This window comes from Streptomyces sp. NPDC090499, assembly GCF_044769305.1.
In the GTDB taxonomy this organism is placed as follows: domain Bacteria; phylum Actinomycetota; class Actinomycetes; order Streptomycetales; family Streptomycetaceae; genus Streptomyces.
Map to the genome: position 1 here is coordinate 451,770 of NZ_JBIVXP010000003.1, position 16,998 is coordinate 468,767.

17 protein-coding genes are annotated in these 16,998 nt (G+C 71.5%); 4 read left to right on the forward strand and 13 right to left on the reverse strand.

Going from position 1 to position 16,998, the window contains the following annotated elements; translation table 11 throughout:
- Nucleotides 1-77 precede the first annotated feature (77 nt).
- The 7 genes from tsaE to glmS form a co-directional block, all read right to left on the reverse strand.
- Nucleotides 78-590: a tRNA (adenosine(37)-N6)-threonylcarbamoyltransferase complex ATPase subunit type 1 TsaE gene (tsaE, locus tag ACIQVL_RS13990; protein ID WP_403434076.1), complete on the reverse strand. Its 513-nt coding sequence runs from the start codon at nucleotides 588-590 to the stop codon at nucleotides 78-80.
- Nucleotides 556-1,818 (reverse strand): alpha/beta fold hydrolase, encoded by a 1,263-nt coding sequence (locus tag ACIQVL_RS13995; RefSeq protein ID WP_403434073.1) that lies wholly within the window; start codon nucleotides 1,816-1,818, stop codon nucleotides 556-558. The genes tsaE and ACIQVL_RS13995 overlap by 35 nt, the downstream gene beginning before the upstream one ends.
- A 129-nt stretch (nucleotides 1,819-1,947) precedes the next feature.
- Nucleotides 1,948-3,162 (reverse strand): alanine racemase, encoded by a 1,215-nt coding sequence (gene alr, locus ACIQVL_RS14000; protein WP_403475415.1) that lies wholly within the window; start codon nucleotides 3,160-3,162, stop codon nucleotides 1,948-1,950.
- Between the two features lie 60 nt (nucleotides 3,163-3,222).
- Entirely contained in the window at nucleotides 3,223-4,107 is an 885-nt protein-coding gene (locus tag ACIQVL_RS14005; protein WP_403434069.1) for a L,D-transpeptidase, read from the reverse strand.
- Between the two features lie 262 nt (nucleotides 4,108-4,369).
- A complete protein-coding gene (locus ACIQVL_RS14010) occupies nucleotides 4,370-5,821 on the reverse strand; it encodes an NAD(P)H-hydrate dehydratase (RefSeq protein WP_403475416.1) in 1,452 nt (483 codons plus the stop codon).
- Between the two features lie 55 nt (nucleotides 5,822-5,876).
- Complete coding sequence (locus ACIQVL_RS14015; protein ID WP_403434065.1) at nucleotides 5,877-6,248, reverse strand: holo-ACP synthase; 372 nt, start codon at nucleotides 6,246-6,248, stop codon at nucleotides 5,877-5,879.
- A gap of 16 nt (nucleotides 6,249-6,264) precedes the next feature.
- A complete protein-coding gene (gene glmS, locus ACIQVL_RS14020) occupies nucleotides 6,265-8,112 on the reverse strand; it encodes a glutamine--fructose-6-phosphate transaminase (isomerizing) (RefSeq protein ID WP_403434063.1) in 1,848 nt (615 codons plus the stop codon).
- Between the two features lie 148 nt (nucleotides 8,113-8,260).
- On the opposite strand from glmS, the gene ACIQVL_RS14025 reads away from it, so the two are divergent.
- From ACIQVL_RS14025 to ACIQVL_RS14035, 3 genes are all read left to right on the forward strand, one after another.
- Nucleotides 8,261-9,193: a CbrC family protein gene (locus ACIQVL_RS14025; protein WP_403475417.1), complete on the forward strand. Its 933-nt coding sequence runs from the start codon at nucleotides 8,261-8,263 to the stop codon at nucleotides 9,191-9,193.
- A gap of 82 nt (nucleotides 9,194-9,275) precedes the next feature.
- Nucleotides 9,276-10,244: a type I pantothenate kinase gene (coaA, locus tag ACIQVL_RS14030; protein WP_403434059.1), complete on the forward strand. Its 969-nt coding sequence runs from the start codon at nucleotides 9,276-9,278 to the stop codon at nucleotides 10,242-10,244.
- A 22-nt stretch (nucleotides 10,245-10,266) separates the two neighbouring features.
- Nucleotides 10,267-11,214, forward strand: coding sequence for a DUF389 domain-containing protein (locus tag ACIQVL_RS14035; RefSeq protein WP_403434057.1), 948 nt, complete (start codon nucleotides 10,267-10,269; stop codon nucleotides 11,212-11,214).
- Here the strand turns inward: ACIQVL_RS14035 and ACIQVL_RS14040 are convergent.
- The 4 genes from ACIQVL_RS14040 to rplM form a co-directional block, all read right to left on the reverse strand.
- Entirely contained in the window at nucleotides 11,211-11,732 is a 522-nt protein-coding gene (locus ACIQVL_RS14040) for a hypothetical protein (protein ID WP_403475418.1), read from the reverse strand. The two genes, ACIQVL_RS14035 and ACIQVL_RS14040, sit on opposite strands and share 4 nt — an antisense overlap.
- Before the next feature lie 108 nt (nucleotides 11,733-11,840).
- Complete coding sequence (gene glmM / locus ACIQVL_RS14045) at nucleotides 11,841-13,199, reverse strand: phosphoglucosamine mutase (protein ID WP_403434052.1); 1,359 nt, start codon at nucleotides 13,197-13,199, stop codon at nucleotides 11,841-11,843.
- Nucleotides 13,200-13,382: 183 nt separating this feature from the next.
- Nucleotides 13,383-13,910 (reverse strand): 30S ribosomal protein S9, encoded by a 528-nt coding sequence (rpsI, locus tag ACIQVL_RS14050; RefSeq protein WP_046730620.1) that lies wholly within the window; start codon nucleotides 13,908-13,910, stop codon nucleotides 13,383-13,385.
- Nucleotides 13,911-13,952: 42 nt separating this feature from the next.
- Nucleotides 13,953-14,396: a 50S ribosomal protein L13 gene (rplM, locus tag ACIQVL_RS14055; protein WP_403434050.1), complete on the reverse strand. Its 444-nt coding sequence runs from the start codon at nucleotides 14,394-14,396 to the stop codon at nucleotides 13,953-13,955.
- Between the two features lie 383 nt (nucleotides 14,397-14,779).
- Between rplM and ACIQVL_RS14060 the strand changes: the two genes are divergently transcribed.
- A complete protein-coding gene (locus tag ACIQVL_RS14060; RefSeq protein ID WP_403475419.1) occupies nucleotides 14,780-15,664 on the forward strand; it encodes a hypothetical protein in 885 nt (294 codons plus the stop codon).
- 16 nt (nucleotides 15,665-15,680) lie between these two features.
- Here the strand turns inward: ACIQVL_RS14060 and ACIQVL_RS14065 are convergent, their stop codons facing one another.
- Both ACIQVL_RS14065 and ACIQVL_RS14070 read right to left on the reverse strand, forming a co-directional pair.
- Nucleotides 15,681-16,190, reverse strand: a complete 510-nt coding sequence (locus ACIQVL_RS14065) for a GtrA family protein (RefSeq protein ID WP_403475420.1) — start codon at nucleotides 16,188-16,190, stop codon at nucleotides 15,681-15,683.
- Between the two features lie 8 nt (nucleotides 16,191-16,198).
- Entirely contained in the window at nucleotides 16,199-16,954 is a 756-nt protein-coding gene (locus ACIQVL_RS14070; RefSeq protein WP_403434043.1) for a polyprenol monophosphomannose synthase, read from the reverse strand.
- Between the last annotated feature and the right edge of the window lie 44 nt (nucleotides 16,955-16,998).

A 16,998-nucleotide genomic window follows, 5' to 3' on the forward strand; every position in this document is an offset into this window, starting at 1 on the left:
CTGGGTACCATGTGACCACGCCCGATACGTCCGGCGCAATATCTTGCCGACGCCTTGTCGGAACGTTCACACGGTCCTCAGGCCGCCAGCACCCCCAGGTCCACCCCGTCCCACCGCTCCCCCAGCCCCGCCAGGGTCACGTGCCGTACCTCGTCGGTGGTGTCGCCGACCGCCCGGTGGATGCCGACCACGAGCCGGTCGTCGGTCAGCTCCTCGACCTTGCCCTCGCCCCACTCCACGACGACCACGGACTCGGGCAGCGAGACGTCGAGATCGAGGTCCTCCATCTCGTCGAGCCCGCCGCCCAGGCGGTACGCGTCCACGTGGACGAGCGGCGGGCCGTCCCCCAGGGACGGATGCACGCGGGCGATGACGAACGTCGGCGACGTGACGGCCCCGCGCACACCGAGCCCCTCGCCCAGCCCCCGCGTCAGCGTCGTCTTGCCGGCGCCGAGCTCCCCGCTGAGCATCACGAGGTCACCGGCGCGCAGCAGCTTCGCCAGCCGGCGGCCCAGCTCCCCCATCTGCTCGGGGGAGGTGACGGTCAACTCGGTGTCAGCCTGGCTGTGCCGTGCTGCTGGTGCTTCCATAGCCACTTACGGTAGCCCCTGCCGGCACGGCCCCCGCGCGGGTGAGCAGGTCGGCGAGGCGGTCGGTGACCACCTCCGGGTGCTCCAGCATGACCAGGTGCCCGGCGTCCGCGACCAGCACGAGTTCGGCGTCGGGCAGCAGGTCGGCGATGACCTCGCTGTGCTCGCTGGGCGTGACGAGGTCCTGCACCCCGGCCAGCACCAGCACCGGCAGGTTCTGGAAGTAGGCGAGGGCCGCGGTCTTGTCGTGGTCGGTGAAGGCCGGGTAGAACTCGGCGACCACGTCGATCGGCGTCGACTCGATCATCCGCTCCGCGAACCGCTCCACCGCCGGGTCGACGTCCTTGGACGCGAACGAGTACCGCTTGATGATCCCGGCGAAGAGGTCCGCGGTGACCCGCCGCCCCTTCTCCACCAGCGCGGCCTGCGTGCCCAGCGCCTTCAGCACCCCGGGCAGCACCCGGCGCACCACGTTGACCCCGGCGACCGGCAGCCCGAAGTTGACCTCGCCGAGCCGCCCGGACGAGGTACCGACGAAGGCGGTGGCGACCACCCGCTCGCGGATCAGGTCGGGGTACTGCGCGGCCAGCGCCATCACCGTCATGCCGCCCATGGAGTGCCCGACCAGCACCATCGGCCCCTCCGGCACGGCCGCGTCCAGGACGGCCTTCAGGTCCCGGCCCAGCTGGTCGATGGTGAGCTCCACCCCGTCCTCGTGCTGCGCGACGCCCCGCCCGGAGCGGCCGTGGCTGCGCTGGTCCCAGTGCACGGTGCGCACGACCCCGCGCAGGGCCGCCCGCTGGAAGTGCCAGGAGTCCTGGTTGAGGCAGTAGCCGTGACTGAAGACGACGGTGACGGGCGCGGGCGCCTTGCGGCCGAAGAGCCGGCGGCGGCGCGGCGAGACGGCGGGGCCGGGGTCGGGGACCACCTCGTCGACCTCGTAGTACAGCTCGGTGCCGTCGTCGGCGTACGCCTTGCCGGGGGTGCCGCGCAGGGTGCCGTAGGGGCCCGCCGAGTCCAGCGCCAGCCGGGCCTTGCGGCGCATCCCGCGGCCGACGGTCATCCGCTCCACGGCGACGCCGGCCGCCGCTCCGGCGGCGAGCACTCCTATGGCGGCCCCGGCGACGCCCGTCACCTTGCGCCAGCTGCCGGAGGCCGCCCCCGTGGCCGAGGCGACGACGGCCGCCGCGGCGGCTTCCGCTACGGCCTCCGCACTGCTCTCGCTCACGTACCGCTCCTCTTCGCCGTACTGCAGTTCGCTGCCTGGCTGACACGGGTGATGCTGACGCGACGCATGTTGCCGTTGTTGCTGTTGATACAGGTGTAACCGGGTCGTGCCGCCGCCGAACCCCTCGGGTCAGGCGTCGTCCCCTGGTTCTTGCCCACTCGGTTGCCCGTTCACATAGACGCGGGGCACCCGGGTTCCGATGCGCGTGACGATTTCGTATGCGATCGTGCCCGCGGCCTGGGCCCAGTCCTCGGCGGTGGGCTCGCCCCGGTCGCCCGGACCGAACAGCACCGCCTCCGCCCCGACTTCGGGCTCGTCGCCGCCGAGGTCCACGACGAACTGGTCCATGGCGATGCGCCCGGCGGCCGTCCGCCACTTGCCGCCGACCAGCACGGGCCCGGTGCCGGAGGCGTGCCGCGGGATGCCGTCCGCATAGCCGACGGGGACGAGTCCGAGGGTGGTCTCGCCGGGTGTGACGTAGTGGTGCCCGTAACTGACCCCGTGCCCGCCCGGTACGTGCTTCACCAGGGCGAGGGAGGCGGACAGCGTCATCACGGGGCGCAGGCCGAAGTCGGCCGCGCTGCCCAGCTCGGGGCTGGGCGACAGGCCGTAGAGCGCGATGCCCGTGCGGACCAGGTCGAAGTGGGTCTCGGGGAGGGTGAGGGTGGCCGGCGAGTTGGCGATGTGCCGCACCTCGGGGCGCACCCCCTGCCCCTCGGCGTACCCGAGCAGTTCGCGGAAGAGGGTGAGCTGGGCGGCGATGGAGGGATGGCCGGGTTCGTCGGCGCAGGCGAAGTGCGACCACAGCCCGGTGATCCGGACCAGCCCCGCCGCCTCGGCGCGCAGCGCCTCACGGACCAGCTCGGGCCAGTCGGCGGGCTGGCAGCCGTTGCGCCCGAGCCCGGTGTCGGCCTTGAGCTGCACGCGGGCGGGCCGGCCGGCCGCCCGCGCCGCCCCGGTCACCTCACGCAGGGCCCACATACCGCTCACCGACACGTCGAGGTCGGCCTCGATCGCCTCCCGCCAGGGCCCGCCCGGCGTCCACAGCCAGCACATGATCCGCACGTCCGCGGGCAGCCCGGGGTCCGCGCGCAGTGCCAGGGCCTCCTCCGGGGTGGCCGTGCCCAGCCAGCTCGCGCCCGCCTCGACGGCCGCGCGGGCACACCGAAGAGCCCCGTGGCCGTACGCGTCGGACTTCACCACGGCCATCAGGGCCGCGCCCGGCGCGAGGGCACGCAGGGTCCGCGCGTTGGCCCGCAGGGCGGCCAGGTCGATCTCGGCGCGGGCGCGCAGGGACCCGGTCGGTGCGGTCGGTGCGGTCTGCGCAGTCGGGTTATCACTCATCGCGCCCCCAGTGTCTCAGAGGCCCCCGGCAGCCCACCGGCACAGCCCCTGGTACCGGGCTCAGGTACCCGTACGGTGACCCCACACGTACACCTTGTCGCCCTTCTTGAGCACGCTCCACAGCTTCTTCGCGTCGCCGAGCCTGAGGTTCACGCAGCCCCAGGAGCCGACGGTGGTGTAGATGGAGCCGTAGACGGCGTGGAAGGCCTGGCCGCCGTCGAAGAACTGGGCGTACGGCATGGCCGAGTTGTACAGCGTCGACCAGTGGTTCTTGTGCCGCCAGTAGACGGTGTGCCACCCGGCCCGGGTCGCGTAGCCCTTGCGCCCGCTGCGCATCTGCACCGGCCCGTAGACCACCTTGCTGCCCTTCTGCACCCAGGTGACCTGCCGGTTGAGGTCCACGCAGGCGACCCGGTACGACTTCACGGGGCAGTTCCTGGCCGCGTTCGGGTTCTTCTTCGCCGACAGGAGCATCATCTGGTACCAGGTGACCGGCCCCGCGAACCCGATCGCCGGCTTGATCTTGTACTTCGTCTGGAACTTCTGGATCGCCTTGCAGTCGGCGCTGGACTGCTTGCCGTCCGCCTTCAGCTTCAGCCACTGCTCGATCTGCTTCTGATACGGCCCGGTCAGCTTGGAGCAGCTCACCTTGGCGACGGCGTCGCTGAGCGGCACGTACTCGATGAGGTCGTACGTCCCGGGCGGCGCCGCCTTCGGTTCGACGGCGTCCTCCTGGGCGGTGGGCGTGTACACCTTGGGCGCCAGCATCTGGTCGGGGGTGTCGATCTGCCAGGGCTGCGAGGGCCCCGGCGCGACCCCCGGCACCAGCTCCGACTCGGGGACGGCGGCGCCCGGTTCGGGGGCGGCGGCGTCCGCGACCCCGGTCCCGGCACCGAGGCAGAACACGGCCACGGCGACCACGAGGACCCCGGCGACCTCCCGCACCAGACCACACCGATAACGCGCGATTCGTCCACAAATCATGCGATCAGACAACCCCGCGGCCCCCTGAATTCCGGGGAGCCGCGCGGTGAGGTCACCCGAGGGATGCACGCGCCCCGGGCACGGCGCCCCGCAAGGGGCGCTCGGGGTACCACCCCCGGCCGAAGGCTGGGGGAGGAACTGCGCGACCAGCCACCGCGCACCGGCACCCGGCGCACATGCACATGGGGTTCGGGGCGGAGCCCCGTGACGGTGCGGCCCTGTCCTACCGAGTCGGGTGGGCGGGTGGGAAGACCCCCCGCCAAGCCGCCCCCAGCCGCGCAGCAACCTCGTGGGCGACCGTGGGCGCCCCGTCCGCCGCGAACCGCCCCGCGAGCCCGTGCAGATACGCCGCCGCACTCCCCGCGTCCCGCGCGTCCAGCCCCGCCGCCAGCAACGACCCCGCCAGCCCCGACAGCACGTCCCCGCTCCCGGCGGTGGCGAGCCAGGGCGTCCCCGTCGCGTTCACCCGGACGGCGGAACCTCCCCCGGCCGCCGCCACCAACGTCGTCGACCCCTTCAGCAGCACCGTCGCCCGATAGGCCGCCGCCAGCTCCCGCACCGCCGCGAGCCGCCCGGCCTCGACCTCCTCACGCCGTACCCCCAACAGCGCGGCGGCCTCCCCGGCGTGCGGCGTCATCAGGGTCGGCGCCGTACGAGCGCGCACCGCGTCCCGGTCGGCGAACCGCAGCCCGTCCGCGTCGACCAGCACCGGCACGTCCGCCGCCAGCACCTCGGCGACGGCGTCGGCGTCGTCCCCGACCCCCGGCCCGGCCACCCACGCCTGCACCCGCCCGGCCTTCCGCGGTCCCCCGTCCGACACCAGCGTCTCGGGAAAGCGGGCCAGCACCTCGTCCTTGGCCGGCCCGACGTACCGTACGGCCCCGGCCCCGCCCCGCAGCGCCCCCGCGACGGCCAGCACGGCCGCGCCCGGATAGCGCGCCGAGCCGGCCACGATGCCCACCACCCCGCGCCGGTACTTGTCGCTCTCCGCCGACGGCTCCGGCAGCAGCCGCGCCACGTCCACGTCCTGCAAGGCCTCCAGTTCGGCCTCCTCGGGCAGTTCGAGCCCGATGTCGACCAGCCGTACCGAACCGGCGTACTCCCGCGCCGGATCGATCAGCAGCCCCGGCTTGTGCGTCCCGAAGGTCACGGTCAGGTCCGCCCGTACGGCCGCCCCGCGCACCTCGCCGGTGTCCGCCTCCACCCCGCTCGGCAGGTCCACGGCGACGACGGCGGCCCGGGACCGCTCCACGACCGCCACCAGTTCCGCCGCCCCGGGCCGCAGCCCGCCCTTCCCGCCGATCCCGACGATCCCGTCGACGACGAGATCGGCCCGCAGGACCAACTCCTCGGCGCCGCCGTCCCGTACGACGGTCCCGCCGACCCGGCGCAGCGCCGCCAGCCCGCCCTCGTGCGTGCGCTCCGGCGCGAGCAGCACCGCCGCGACCCCCGCCCCCCGGCGCGCCAGCCGCGCCCCGGCGTACAGGGCGTCCCCGCCGTTGTCCCCGCTGCCGACCAGCAGGACCACCCGGCTGCCGTAGACCCGTCCGAGCAACTCGGCGCAGGTGGCGGCCAGCCCGGCGGCGGCCCGCTGCATCAGCGCCCCTTCCGGCAGCCGCGCCATCAGCTCCCGCTCGGCCGCCCGTACCGTCTCCACGCTGTAAGCAGTCCGCATGCCCCGAGTCTCCCCCGGAACCCGCGGGGCGCGCATCCGCCCCGCCCCGCCCGGGTCACCCCTCGGCGATCACCACCGCCGACGCCACCCCGGCGTCGTGACTGAGCGACACATGCCACGACCGCACCCCGAGTTCCGCCGCGCAGGCGGCCACGCTGCCCTGCACCTGCAGCCGCGGCCGTCCGTTGTCCTCGACGACGACCTCCGCGTCCGTCCAGAGCAGCCCCGGCGGCGCGCCGAGCGCCTTGGCCAGCGCCTCCTTGGCCGCGAACCGCGCCGCGAGCGAGGCGACACCGCGCCGCTCCCCGCTCGCCAGGTACAGCTCCCGCTCGACGAAGAGCCGGCCGGCCAGCCCGGGAGTCCGCTCCAGCGACTCCCGGAACCGGTCGATCTCGGCGACGTCGATGCCTACCCCGATGATGCTCATGGTCTGCACCCTAAGGTCACTCCACGGTGACCGACTTGGCGAGATTCCTCGGCTGGTCCACCTCGTTGCCCCGGGCGGTGGCCAGCTCGCAGGCGAAGACCTGGAGCGGGACCGTGGCGACCAGCGGCTGGAGCAGGGTCGGGGTGGCGGGGATCCGGATCAGGTGGTCGGCGTACGGTACGACCGCCTCGTCGCCCTCCTCCGCGATCACGATGGTGCGGGCGCCGCGGGCCCGGATCTCCTGGATGTTGGACACGATCTTGTCGTGGAGCACCGAGCGGCCGCGCGGGGACGGGACGACGACCACCACCGGCAGGTCCGCCTCGATCAGCGCGATCGGCCCGTGCTTCAGCTCGCCCGCCGCGAAGCCCTCGGCGTGCATGTACGCCAGCTCCTTGAGCTTCAGGGCACCTTCGAGGGCGACCGGGTAGCCGACGTGCCGGCCGAGGAACAGCACGGTCTTCTTGTCCGCCAGCGTCCGCGCCAGCGCCCGTACCGGCTCCATGGTCTCCAGGACCCGCTCGACCTCGCCGGAGATGTGCGAGAGGTCCCGGATCACGGCGCTGATCTCGTCGCCCCACTTGGTGCCCCGCACCTGGCCGAGGTACAGCGCCACCAGGTAGCAGGCCACCAGCTGGGTGAGGAACGCCTTGGTCGAGGCGACCGCGACCTCCGGTCCGGCGTGGGTGTACAGCACCGCGTCCGACTCGCGCGGGATCGTGGAGCCGTTGGTGTTGCAGATCGCGAGGACCTTGGAGCCCTGCTCCCGCGCGTGCCGCAGCGCCATCAGCGTGTCCATGGTCTCGCCGGACTGGGAGATGGCGATGACGAGGCTGCGCGAGTCCAGGATCGGGTCCCGGTACCGGAACTCGCTGGCCAGCTCCACCTCGCACGGGATGCGCGTCCAGTGCTCGATGGCGTACTTGGCGATCAGGCCGGCGTGGAAGGCCGTACCGCACGCGACGATGACGACCTTGTCGATCTCACGCAGCTCGGCGGCGGAGATCCGGACCTCGTCCAGGGTCAGCGAGCCGCCCGCGTCGATACGGCCGAGCAGGGTGTCGGCGACCGCCTTGGGCTGCTCGGCGATCTCCTTGAGCATGAAGTAGTCGTAACCCCCCTTTTCGGCCGCCGACGCGTCCCAGTCGACGTGGTACGAGCGGACGTCCGCCGGAGCGCCGTCGAAGCCCGTCACCGTCACGCCGTCCCGGCGCAGCTCCACCACCTGGTCCTGGCCCAGCTCGATCGCCGACCGCGTGTGGGCGATGAACGCGGCGACGTCCGAGGCGAGAAAGGCCTCGCCCTCTCCGACGCCCACCACGAGCGGGGAGTTCCGGCGTGCGCCGACCACCACGTCCGGGTCGTCGGCGTGCACCGCGACCAGCGTGAACGCACCCTCCAGCCGCCGGCACACCAGCCGCATCGCCTCGGCGAGGTCGGCGGTGCCGGAGAACTCCTCGGCGAGCAGGTGCGCGACCACCTCGGTGTCCGTCTCGGACGTGAGGTCGTGCCCGCGCCCGGCCAACTCCCCGCGCAGCGCGGCGAAGTTCTCGATGATCCCGTTGTGGACGACGGCGACCCGGCCCGCGTTGTCGAGGTGCGGGTGCGCGTTGGCGTCCGTCGGCCCGCCGTGCGTGGCCCACCGGGTGTGCCCGATGCCGGTGGCACCGGCCGGCAGCGGCCGCTCCGTCAGCTCCTTCTCCAGGTTGACCAGCTTCCCGGCCTTCTTCGCCGAGGCCAGCCCGCCGTCCGCGAGCACCGCGACACCCGCCGAGTCGTACCCCCGGTACTCCAGCCGCTTGAGCCCGGCGACCACCACATCGAGCGCCGACTGCGCCCCCACGTATCCCACGATTCCGCACATGAGCGGCAGCCTAAGTGCCGACCCCCACCCGAACACGGCTCAGCGTGCCCGGAATCGGAAATTATCCCGGCCCTGCGTACCGTGATCCGTTCGCTCCGCCGGGAAGGTAGCTTCGGTTCCCGGCTCAAGGCAGAGGGCAGGAGGCCACGTGAGTTACAGCCTGTACGTGGGCCGGTTCGTCGACGGAGAGCCGGTGCCGATGGACGAGACCGTGATACGCGACGTGCTCGGCCCCGTCACGGTCGGTGGCATGCCCGCCTCCGGGCTGCCGGAGTCCTGGGACCTCGAAGCCGGCGACGGCGGCGGCTCGGAGGTCTACGGCGACTCGACGGGGCTCAGCTTCAACCGCTTCTCCACCGGCGCCGTCCTGGACCGCATGGCCGAACTCGTCCGTCGCACGGACGCGGTGATGCTGCCTCAGGACGGTCCGGCGATCGCCGGAGACGAGACCGACCGCGGGCACCTGCCGGAGCCCCTGCGCGCGGACGCGATCGTGGTGCCGTCCGCCGCCCTGACCGGCCGGACGGTCGCGGGGATCGTCGCCCCGCAGCCGGAAGAACCCCTGCGGCCGATCCTCCCGGACTTCCCGTACCACCCGAGCCCGGTCGCCACCGGCTCCGTGACCGCCTCCGACGAGGCGTGCGGGTGCTGCGGGCAGCAGCGCGGGTGGATCTGCACGGGACCCGTCTACGCGGCGGACGGCCCCGGCACCGGCATCTGCCCGTACTGCATCGCCTTCGGCACCGCCGCCGAACGCCACGGCGCCTCCTTCACCGACACCGTCGACGGGGACGTGCCCCGGGAGGTCGTAGGGGCCATCCTGGAGCGCACTCCGGGGTTCGCCGCCTGGCAGTCCCCGTACTGGCTGACGCACTGCGGCGACGGCGCCGCCTTTCTCGGCCGCGTCGGGGCCCGGGAGCTCGCGGCGTATCCGAGCGCGGTCGAGCACCTGCGCCGGGAGTGGCCGGCCGGTCAGGCCGACGGCCTGCTGGACTCGCTCGACAAGGACGGCTCGCCCACCGCCTACCTCTTCCGGTGCCGGGCCTGTGGCATCCACCTCGCGTATGCCGACTTCACGTGATCAGAACCCCACGTGACCGACCCCACCCCCCGCCCCGTTCAAACTCCGTTAACAATGGAATGTGATCTCTCCGGTCTCCCCGATGCCCCGGAGCGCCCACCGGCACAGGCCGGAGGCGACTCCCTACGTCGACCTCACCCGCTCCGAGTGGAGCGCGCTGCGCGACAAGACGCCGCTGCCGCTCACCGCCGAGGAGGTCGAGAAGCTGCGCGGTCTCGGCGACGTCATCGACCTCGACGAGGTGCGGGACGTCTACCTCCCGCTGTCGCGACTGCTCAACCTCTACGTCGGTGCCACCGACGGCCTCAGAGGCGCCCTGAACACCTTCCTCGGCGAACAGGGCTCCCAGTCCGGCACCCCGTTCGTGATAGGCGTCGCCGGCTCCGTGGCCTGCGGCAAGTCGACCGTCTCCCGGCTGCTGCAGGCCCTGCTCTCCCGCTGGCCCGAGCACCCGCGCGTCGAGCTGGTGACGACGGACGGCTTCCTGCTCCCGACCAGGGAGCTCGAAGCCCGCGGCCTGATGTTGCGCAAGGGCTTCCCCGAGTCGTACGACCGCCGGGCCCTGACCCGCTTCGTCGCCGACATCAAGGCCGGCAAGGACGAGGTCACCGCGCCCGTCTACTCCCACCTCATCTACGACATCGTCCCGGAACGCAAGCTCACGGTCCGCCGGCCGGACATCCTCATCGTCGAGGGCCTCAACGTCCTGCAGCCCGCCCTCCCCGGCCAGGACGGCCGTACCCGCGTCGGCCTGGCCGACTACTTCGACTTCAGCGTGTACGTCGACGCGAACGCGGAGGACATCGAGCGCTGGTACCTCAACCGCTTCCGGAAGCTCCGCCAGACCGCCTTCCAGAACCCGGACTCGTACTTCAGGAAGTACACCCAGGTGTCCGAGGAGGAGGCCGTCGACTACGCCCGCGGCCTCTGGCGGACCATCAACAAGCCCAACCTGGTGGAGAACATCGCCCCCACCCGCGGCCGCGCCACCCTGGTCGTCCGCAAGGGCCCCGACCACAAGGTGCAGCGGCTACGGCTCCGCAAGCTCTAGAGCGGCCTGTTAGAAAGGCGTCATGCTGCATCTGCGCCTGATCACCCCGGCCGACCGGACGGACGACGCGGTCCGTCTGATCGAGACGACCGTGGGCACCACGCACCTGGTCGTGCTGCCGGGCGCCGCCCGCGACCCGGCCGGGGACGTCGTGATGTGCGACGTGGCCCGCGAGGCGGGTGACGAACTCATCCGCGGGCTGCGGGGGTTGGACCTCGACCGCACCGGCTCGATCGCCGTCGAGGAGATCGGCCTGAGCCTGTCCCGCCGGGCCGACGAGGCCGAGGCGGAGGCCCCGGGCGAGGGCGCCGACGCGGTGCTGTGGGAGGGGCTGACCGAGGCGACCCACGAGGAGTCGACGCTGTCGGTCACCTACGTCGCCTTCATCACCCTGGCCACGATGATCGCGGCCTGCGGTGTCGTCCTGGACAACGCGATCCTGATCGTGGGGGCGATGGCGGTGGGCCCGGAGTTCGGCCCGCTGGCCGGCGTCTGCACGGCGCTGGTCCGGCGCCGGCCCCGCCTGGCGGTGCGCTCCGTCGTCGCGCTGCTGGTCGGCTTCGCGGTGGCGATGCTGGTGACGGTCGGCTTCACCTACCTCATGGACGGCCTGAACCTGTTCACGAAGGTGCAGTTGGAGGCAGCACGCCCGAACACCAACTTCATCTACCGCCCCGACGCCTTCTCGTTCGTCGTCGCGGTCCTGGCCGGCATCGCCGGCATACTCTCCCTGACCTCGGCGAAGTCCGGCGCCCTGGTGGGCGTCGCCATCTCGGTGACGACGGTCCCGGCAGCCGCGAACGCGGCCGTGGCCTTCGCCTTCACGGAGTACCGCCAGGCGTGGGGTTCGTCGGAACAACTGCTGCTGAACCTGTTGGGGATCGTGCTGGCGGGAGCGCTGACGCTGCTGGCCCAGAAGTGGTTCTGGGCCAGCCGGCGTGAGCGCACGGCGAAGGCCGGCGGTTCCTAGAACTGCCGCTCGCAGTTCGTGATGGTGTCGCCGGGGTCGGCGAACACCGTGTCCGTGCCGGCGCCGCAGTCGACCGTGTCACCGCCGGTGTTGTCCTCCACGCTGACCGTGTCGCTGCGGCCGTTGGTCTTCACGCTGTCGGTGCCCGTACCGGCATCGGCGGTGGTGCTGACATTGGCGGTGGAACCGTCGAAGCTGTCGTTCCCGTCGCCCAGCTGCACCGCGAGCCGGGTGACCGTGGCGGCGATGCCGCAGTCCGCCGTGTTGGCGTCCACCCGGGTGCAGCCCGGGCCGATCGCGATGCCCGTGGCGTCCGTGAGGATCAGCCGGCCGGTGGAAGTGCTGGCCGTGACCACGTTGTTCACTCCGCTACGCGCCTGGAGTACGACCAGGCCGCCGAGGATACGGAACGCCGTCGAGCCCGGTGGCGGGGCGGCGACGGCCATGGTGGCCGACGAGGTGACGACGAGGCCCGCCACCAGAACCGGACCGGCCGCTCGCTTGAGGATGGTGCTCACGATCTTCATGCTGTGTTCTCTTCCGTCGAGAGGGCGCCGCACAGAGCGGCCTCGACGCAAGAGAAACAGTCAGTGATCGGGCGCGCACTTTTTGCTACGCCTTGAGGCTCAACCCAGCGCCGACTTCACCGCGTCGGCCAGCCGCCCCGCCACCGACCGGGCCTGCTCGATGTCGGCCGCCTCGACCATCACCCGCACCAACGGCTCCGTGCCCGAAGGACGCAGCAGCACCCGCCCGGTCTCCCCGAGCTCCCGTTCCGCCTCCGCGACCGCCGCCGCCAGGTCCCCCGACGTCCGCACCCGCGACTTGTCGACGTCCGGCACATTGATCAGCACCTGCGGCAGCCGCTCCATGACGCCCGCCAGCTCCCGCAGCGACCGCCCGGTCCCGGCGACCCGCGCCGCCAGCAGCAGCCCGGTCAGCGTGCCGTCGCCGGTCGTCGCGTGGTCGAGGATGATGACGTGGCCGGACTGCTCGCCGCCGAGGGCGTAGCCGTGCTCCTTCATCTCCTCCAGCACGTACCGGTCGCCGACCGCGGTCTGCACGAGGTGCAGCCCCTCCCGCTCCAGCGCCAGCTTGAAGCCGAGGTTGGACATGACGGTGGCGACGACGGTGTCGGCGCGCAGCGTGCCCTGCTCCCGCATGGCGAGGGCGAGTACGGCCATGATCTGGTCGCCGTCCACCTCCTCGCCGGTGTGGTCGACGGCCAGGCACCGGTCCGCGTCCCCGTCGTGCGCGATGCCGAAGTCCGCGCCCTGCTCGACGACCGCGGCCTTGAGCTTGCCGAGGTGGGTCGACCCGCAGCCGTCGTTGATGTTGAGCCCGTCCGGCTCCGCGCCGATGGTGACGATCTCGGCGCCGGCCCGGCGGAACGCCTCCGGCGAGACCCCCGCGGCCGCGCCGTGCGCCTCGTCCAGGACGATCTTCAGTCCGTCGAGCCGGTTGGGCAGGACCGACAGGAGGTGGCCGACGTACTGCTCGAAGCCCTCGTCGTACGACCGCACCCGGCCCACGCCCGCGCCCGTCGGCCGCTGCCACGGCTCGCCGTGCCGGTGGGACTCGTACACGGCCTCGATCTTGTCCTCCAGCTCGTCGTCGAGCTTGTGCCCGCCGCGGGCGAGGAACTTGATGCCGTTGTCGGGCATGGCGTTGTGGCTGGCGGAGAGCATGACGCCGAGGTCGGCGCCGAGCGCGCCGGTCAGGAAGGCGACGGCCGGCGTCGGGAGGACGCCCACGCTCAGGACGTCGACGCCCGCGCTGGCCAGGCCCGCGACCACGGCGGCCTCCAGGAACTCCCCGGACGCGCGCGGATCCCGTCCGACGACCGCCGTCGGCCGGTGGCCCTCGAACGTGCCCGCCTCGGCCAGCACGTGCGCCGCCGCGACGGACAGCCCGAGCGCCATCTCGGCGGTCAGGTCCGCGTTGGCGACACCGCGCACGCCGTCCGTGCCGAAGAGTCGTCCCACTTGTCCTCCTGAAGAAGCGTCCTTGCTGCCAGGAAATGATGATGGCAGGCGCTTAGTCATGCGATCACACCAGCCTTTGAGCGTCTTGTGTCGTTATACGCCCTTGACCGGGATAAACGAACGCCCCGACAGCACATGTGGCGTGCCGCCGGGGCGTTCGGAGTACGTGCAGGCAGCTGGTGATTAGCGCTTGCTGTACTGCGGGGCCTTGCGGGCCTTCTTCAGACCGGCCTTCTTGCGCTCGACCGCGCGGTCGTCGCGCTTGAGGAAGCCGGCCTTCTTGAGCGGGCCGCGGTTGTTGTCGACGTCGGCCTCGTTCAGCGCGCGGGCGACACCGAGACGGAGCGCACCGGCCTGACCGGAGACACCGCCACCGGCGATGCGGGCGACGACGTCGTAACGGCCTTCGAGCTCGAGCACCTTGAAGGGCTCGTTGACTTCCTGCTGGTGCACCTTGTTGGGGAAGTAGTCCTCAAGGGTGCGACCGTTGATCTTCCACTTGCCGGTGCCCGGGACGATCCGGACGCGGGCGATGGCGTTCTTGCGACGGCCCAGGCCGGCGGCCGGCTGCGGGTCGCCGAAGCGGGACGCCAGCGACTCCGAGGTGTACTCGCCCTCGACGGGGACCTCGGACTCGGTGGTGTAGCTGTCGATGTCGACGAGCTCGGTCTCGGTCTCTTCGACCGGCTGCTCAACAGTGGTCTCGGCCACGATGCTCCTCAGATTCTTTTCTGTCTTAGGGGGTGGCCGGAACTACTGCGCGACCTGGGTGATCTCGAACGGAACCGGCTGCTGCGCAGCGTGCGGGTGGTTCTCGCCTCGGTAGACCTTCAGCTTGCTGAGCATCTGACGGCCCAGGGTGTTCTTGGGGAGCATGCCCTTGACGGCCTTCTCGATGGCCTTCTCGGGGTTCTTGTCCAGCAGCTCGTCGTAGCGGACGGAACGCAGACCGCCCGGGTACCCGGAGTGGCGGTACGCCATCTTCTGGGTCCGCTTGTTGCCGGACAGGTGCACCTTGTCGGCGTTGATGATGATGACGAAGTCACCGGTGTCGACGTGAGGGGCGTAGATCGGCTTGTGCTTGCCCCGCAGGAGGGACGCCGCAGTGGAGGCGAGACGGCCCAGGACGATGTCCTGGGCGTCGATGACGTGCCACTGGCGAGTCACATCGCCGGGCTTGGGGCTGTACGTACGCACTTCGCAGCCTTCTTCTTCAGTGGATGGGCGCTGGAAATGGCATCACTGAAGCGATCGTGCAGCTGGGGACGACAAATATGCCGGGGACGCTGCCCGTATGCCGCCCACTGGTAACTGCTCCAGGGAACCTGTGTGAAGGGCCTCTCGCGTGAGAACGAGCGAGCCGATACACAACGAAGAGCCAGCGTACCGGGGTCGCCCCTGAAGGGTCAAAACGAGCTCCCGGGGACATCGGGACGAGCGGTCGCCGACCGTGGCGGAAATCCTGGGCGCCCGGCCGTACCAGGATGCGCCGTCCTGCCCCCAAAGGTCCCCCGAAGCTCCCCGGTCTCCGTTCGTACAGTCGCACCGGCACCCCCCGGCCCCCGTCTAAGATGCGCCCCATGAGCTATGGGCAGGGGGGACCTCAGTCCCAGTGGGATCCGTGGAAACCGCAGTCTCAGCAGCCCTGGGGCAGCGGCACCGGCCAGACCCCGGACTGGGCGTCGCTGGCCGAGGCGTCGGAGACGCGGAACAAGCGGCGCAGAGTGCTGTTCATCGGCGGTGGCGTGGTCGCCACGCTGGCGATCGGCACCGCCGTCGCGATGGCCGTGGTGTCCGCCAACGGTGACAACAAGGCCTCCGGCACGCCCACCAACCTGCCGGCCAGCGCCTCGCTGCCCAGCGACACGGCGGGCGCGGGGCCGTCCTTCGCTCCGACCAGCGCGCCGCCGCCGCTGGACCCGGAGGAGTTCATATCGAGCGTGCAGAAGGACACGGCACCGCTGAGCGCCGCGGCCCTCTTCCCGGGCACCCAGCTGACCATGGGCGAGACGGTCTACAAGAAGGGCGCCACGTCCGACACGAAGAAGTGCGCCACGGCCGCCAAGGGCAGCCTCCCGGCCGTCTTCGACAAGGACGGCTGCACCCGCCTGCTGCGGGTCACCTACTTCAAGGACGGCGTGGCGGTGACGGTCGGCGTGGCCGTCTTCAACACCGAGGCGCAGGCGGGCAAGGCCAAGACCGACGCCGACAAGAAGGGCTTCGTGACCGCCCTGGCCGGCTCCGGCGTCAAGACCTTCTGCGACTCCGGCGTCTGCCGCACGACGACGAATTCGTACGGCCGCTACGCGTACTTCACCACCGCCGGCTTCCTGAACGGCAAGGACGTCACCACCAAGGACACCAAGGTCTTCCAGGCCGGCGACGACCTGGCGGAGTTCACCTTCCGCCAGATCCACCGCCGCGGCGAGGCCCAGGCGTCGGCGGCGGCCGACGCCGGACAGTGATTCCGGACACATCCGGTCAGGTCCGCTCCCAGGTGGCCTGGAGCACGGCTTCCTGGGGCCCGCCGCGCGCGACCGTGTGCGGCGGGGTGGCCTCGGCGGCCCCGAAGACCCACGTGCGGTAGGACCAGAAGCGGAACAGGGTGGCGATGCCGATGCCGAGGAACTTGCTCACGTTGTAGGAGAGCGTGCTCTGCCAGCCCAGCCCGTAGGTGGTCGCGTAGAGCACCCCGTTCTCGATGACCAGGCCGACCGCGCTGAAGAAGAGGAAGAGGCCCAGCTCCTTGCGACCGCCGCCGTCCCGGTCCTGGTCCCGGTAGGCGAAGTAGCGCAGGCCCACGTAGTTGCCCAGCACTGCGCAGGCCGTCGCGACGACACTCGCCCGCACCGGCTGCCAGTGGACGGCGGCCCTGATCAGGTTGAAGACCGCGAGGTTCACCACGAACCCCGAGGCCCCCACGATGCCGAACTTCGCGATCTCCCGGTACAGCTTCCCCCCTCGCGAGGGAAGCGCATGCCGTCCGCTCACGGTCTCGTTCAGCCCCGTCGGTTGCGCAGCCGCAACCGTACCGGCATCACGGCCGACTCGATCTGCGTCGCGAGGTTCATCTTGGACACGCCCTCGGTGCGCTCCTCGAAACGGATCGGGATCTCGACGGCGCTGTGCCCGGCACGGACGGCCTTGAACTTCAGCTCGACCTGGAAGCTGTAGCCCGCGCTGTCGAGGGTCGCGAGGTCCACGTCACGCAGCGCGGCCGCCGACCACAGGTTGAAGCCGGCGGTGATGTCCCGGATCTTCGTGCCGAGCACCGTCCGGGCGTACCGGTTGGCGAACCGGGACAGCAGGACCCGGTGCTTGCCCCACTCCTCGTCCAGCGAGCCGCCCTCGACGTACCGGCTGCCGACGACCAGTCCGACCCCGGACGCCACCGCCGTACCGATCATGCGTGGGACCGCTTCCACCGGGTGGCTGCCGTCCGCGTCCATCTGGACCACGTACGCGGCGCCCTCGTCCAGTGCGGCGCTCATGCCCGCCACGTACGCCCGCCCGAGCCCGTCCTTCTCGGTCCGGTGCAGCACGCTCATGCGGTACTGACCGTCCCAGTTGTACTTCTCGGCCAGTTCCTCGGCGATCCGCCCCGTGCCGTCCGGGCTGGAGTCGTCGACGATCTTCAGGTGGAGCCCGGGCAGCCCGAGCGACAGCACGGCCTCGGCCATCCGCGGCAGGTTCGCCACCTCGTTGTAGGTGGGCATCACCACGGTGACGCGAGCACCCCCCAGTCCATACGTCATTTCTTTCCCTCCCCAAATGTGAATGCAGCCGCCGGAAGAAATGC